We start from the raw sequence: 3,852 nt of genomic DNA, 5'->3' as shown, positions 1-3,852 counted from the left end.
CAGGCGCAGGCGATCAGGTCATAGGTCGCCGCATCGAACTTGCACCTCGCGCATGGGCGAGCGGACGGTAGCGCAGGGGAACACCCGTCAGACGCTTTGTGGCCGGCACTTTGACCGACGCCCGCAGTAAGATCGCAATAGCCCCGGACGCACAATCGGGAATGCGGTAGCCAACCCGCGCATCAGAGCTTGATCACCGACGTCCTTCAGTTCCGCCTCCACCCATACGCGATCATCATCATGAACAGCCGTTCGTTTGGACGGTCGATTCCTCCCGCCCAAAACATTGACAACGGACATCAGAGCAGTGTTACGCCGCCACCACGTCAAGTATGATGGCCATGTTCGCAAACGGTCTACGGGCGTGTCTCTTTTCGCTGGGATAAACTCCAACGCTGAGGTTCTAGGCCAGAAAAGAGGCGAACCTCTCCGTCGATCCAGTTGCGGACTACCGCCACCTTCGGATGGTCTCGATTGCCAGTCCTGTAGAGCAGATCATAGCCCCATTCGACATCCAGCTTGGCCTGCGGGAACAGCGACACGAGCCTTCCGGCGGTAAGGTCCTCGGCAACAAGAACACTGCGTCCGAGTACGACACCGGCACCCTGGATGGCAGCGTCAATCGACATGCTGCCATGGCTGTAACCAGGGCCTCGCGTGCCTGGAAACGGAAGGCGCATTGCAGCAAACCAGCGCTCCCATGTGGTCAGCATCCCGATCTCATGAATGAGCTGGCACCTTGCGATGTCCTCGATGCGCTGCAATCCACCCATCTTCTCGCGGTAATACGGGGAGCAGACGGGAGAGACGTATTCGTTCATGACACGCTCGGCGGAGGCGTATGGGTATTGCCCGGCACCATAGCGGAGCGCAACATCGACATGCCCGGACGAAAAGTCGATGTCTGCGTCGGTCACTTCGAGATGGACATCGAGATGCGGGTGCCCCGCCATCAAGCGATGAAGACGCGGCGTGAGCCATTTGCTGGCGAATGAGATGCCGCAACTGATGACAAGACGGTTTGTGTCACTTCTGCGCCGTATCTCTTCCGCTTCGCGCCCGAGTTCGGAAAGGAGCCGCGTGACCGTGCCGTAGAAGGACTGTCCGACCTCGGTCAATTCGACCCGACGGGTCAGACGGTGGAAGAGAGGCACGCCCAGATCGTCTTCCAGCGACTTGATCTGACGGCTGATCGCACCATGGGTCAGATGCAGTTCTTCAGCCGCGAGTGTCATGCTGAGGCGCCGAGCGGCCGCCTCGAAGGCGCGAAGTGTCTGCAGCGGAGGAAGATTGTCCGACATGAGTATCCATACGTGATTAGCACTCACGCGTACTGTGAGAACAAATGGTTTGTGCGACACGCGTCAGGAACACTACACGTTGAATGAACGCACACCAATCCTGTTTTGGGTCCAGCTCTTGTCACACGTCCAGAATGAAGCGGTCGTCATCGCAAACACATATCCGCCGAGCTACTCGATCTCGGGCAAGAGCCTGCTGGCCATGCTGCTCCTCGCCCTCATGTGGGGACTCTCCATCCCGATCACCAAACTCGGGCTTGGCACAATCCCGCCAATGACCTTCACTGCACTCCGCTTCATGGTCGCCGTGCCGCTCTTCATGTTCCTCGCACGCAAGGGGCTGAAATTGCCAAGGGAGGGCGTCCCGTCAGTGGTGGGTCTCGGTGTCATGGGCATTACGCTTGGCAACGTCGCGCAGTCTTTTGGTGTTCAGGGAACTTCCGCCTCGGTCGGTACCATTCTCTCTGCGACCATTCCGATCTTTATGGTCATTCTGGCGGCCATACGCTTCAAGCAGCCGGTCACTTGGGTGCACTGGTGCGGTCTGCTGGCAGCCTTCGGAGGCATCGCCCTTGTGGCCGTCGGCAGTGGTCCCGGTGTCGATGACATGTCCCGGACAACAGCGTCGGGCGTAGCATGGATGCTCGTCTCGGCCGTTGGCATTGCGATCTACTACATCAGGAGCGCAGAGCTGACGAACCGTTACGGCCTCATGCCTGTCGCAGCCTGGAACATGCTGGCCGGGCTCGTGACCATGCTTCCACTCGCAGCCTGGGAGATGACAGATCACTCTATCGAACTCACAGCCCCGTCAGTGCTCGCCATCGTCTATCTCGGCGTGATGGTGACGGTCGTCGGATTGATCCTCTGGCTCTATCTTCTCAAGGTCGTCCCCGCCCGCGTCGCGGCCAGCGTCCAGTACCTGCAACCAGTCTTCGGCCTCTCCGCCAGCGCCGTACTCTTCGGCGATCTTCTGGGCGTGATGTTTGCAGCAGGCGTTGCGCTCGTTCTGGTGGGGCTTGTGCTCGCCGCCTCCGGAAAGCGGAGCAAATCGGAACCGGTTGCGGGCTAGCGTGCCATACATCCCCAGCCGCTTGGGACTCCCAGGAGCGGCGCTTGGCCCGCCCCCTGTGGCGGGTCTTTTTTTGTCAGAGCCTCTATACCCGACTTTCCCGGCTTTTGTGCATCCACAGGAGCAGCTCCTTAATCCGGCTCTGCCTGTGGCCGTTGACAATGGCTGTTAGTGCGACGGTAAGGTATGCCATCGGATCGACGGCATTGAGCTTACAGGTCTCAACGAGCGAGGCGATGGTCGCCCAGTTCTCGGCTCCTGCGTCATGCCCCGCAAAGAGTGCGTCTTCCGGTTGAGGGCAATTGGCCTGATGGTCCGCTCGACGCTGTTGTTGTCGATCTCGATGCGACCGTCAGTCAGGAAGAGCTTCAAACCATCCCAGTATTTGGCGATGTAGGCCAAAGCCTCGCCGAGCGGGGACTTTGTTGCGACACGTACACGGTGATGCGCGAGCCATATTTGCATGTCTGCGATCAGCGACGCGGACCGCTCTTGTCGCCCGGCGAGGCGAGCCTCCGGATTGAGGCCTCGAAGCTCGGCCTCGATCCGATACAGCTCGCTGATCCGCTTGACGCCGTCCTCGGCAATCGGCGCGGCTCCGTTGCGGGTGATCTCCACCAGCTTGCGCCGGGCGTGGGCCCAGCAATAGGCAAGCCGAATGTCCGGCCCCACGCGGTCTGGTGCGATCAGTCTGTTGTATCCGGCATATCCATCCACCTGCAGGATGCCGGAGAAGCCCTGCAATATCCGTTCGGCATGAATGCCCCCGCGACCGGGTGCGTAGGTGAAGGCGACACCCGGCGGAGCGCCGCCGCTCCACGGTCGGTCATCCCGCGCCAGCGCCCAGAAATATCCGGTCTTGGTTTTGCGCGAGCCTGGATCGAGAACCGGGGCGCGGGTCTCATCCATGAAGAGCTTAGTCGAGCGCTTCAGGTCGACGATCAACGCATCGAAGACCGGACGCAGTTCGTAGGCTGCCCGACCGACCCAATCGGCCAGCGTTGATCGGTCGAGATCGATGCCTTGGCGGCTCATGATCTGTGCCTGCCGATAAAGCGGCAGATGATCGGCATACTTGGAGACCAGCACATGGGCGACGGTGGCTTCCTTCGGCAGCCCTGCCTGGATAAGCCGTGCCGGAGCTGGTGCTTGGACGACACAGTCAGTGCAAGCTCGGCACGCATATTTAGGGCGACGTGTGACGATGACGCGGAACTGCGCGGGGACCACGTCCAGCTGCTCGGAGACATCCTCGCCAATGCGATGCAGGCAACCACCGCAGGCGCAGATCAGGCTTTCCGGCTCGATCACCTCCTCCACACGGGGAAGGTACTTTGGAAGGGAGCCGCGATTGATTGCGCGTGCCTTGGCAATCCTATTTCCAGCAGGAGTATCCGCCTCATCCTCGGCATGGATCACGGCCATAGCCGTCTCCAGGTCTTCCAGCGCCAGGTCAAATTGGTCGGGATCAGTCTTCTC

The 3,852-nt window shown here is 60.4% G+C and carries 2 protein-coding genes and 1 pseudogene; 1 reads left to right on the top strand and 2 read right to left on the bottom strand.

The genetic code is table 11. The features are described from left to right. Positions 1-356: 356 nt before the first annotated feature. Entirely contained in the window at positions 357-1,301 is a 945-nt protein-coding gene (gene gcvA / locus MUU53_RS23040; RefSeq protein WP_247262927.1) for a transcriptional regulator GcvA, read from the bottom strand. Positions 1,302-1,503: 202 nt separating this feature from the next. Here gcvA and MUU53_RS23035 point away from each other — a divergent pair, with 202 nt between their 5' ends. Next, positions 1,504-2,373, top strand: coding sequence for a DMT family transporter (locus MUU53_RS23035; protein WP_247262928.1), 870 nt, complete (start codon positions 1,504-1,506; stop codon positions 2,371-2,373). An 85-nt stretch (positions 2,374-2,458) separates the two neighbouring features. On the opposite strand, the pseudogene tnpC reads toward MUU53_RS23035, so the two are convergent. Continuing rightward, positions 2,459-3,852, bottom strand: a pseudogene (tnpC, locus tag MUU53_RS23030) (IS66 family transposase); the annotation flags it as partial.

It is taken from the genome of Affinirhizobium lemnae, assembly GCF_022968395.1.
GTDB classification, from domain to species: Bacteria; Pseudomonadota; Alphaproteobacteria; order Rhizobiales; family Rhizobiaceae; genus Neorhizobium; species Neorhizobium lemnae.
This window is presented reverse-complemented; position numbering and strand designations above follow the sequence as displayed.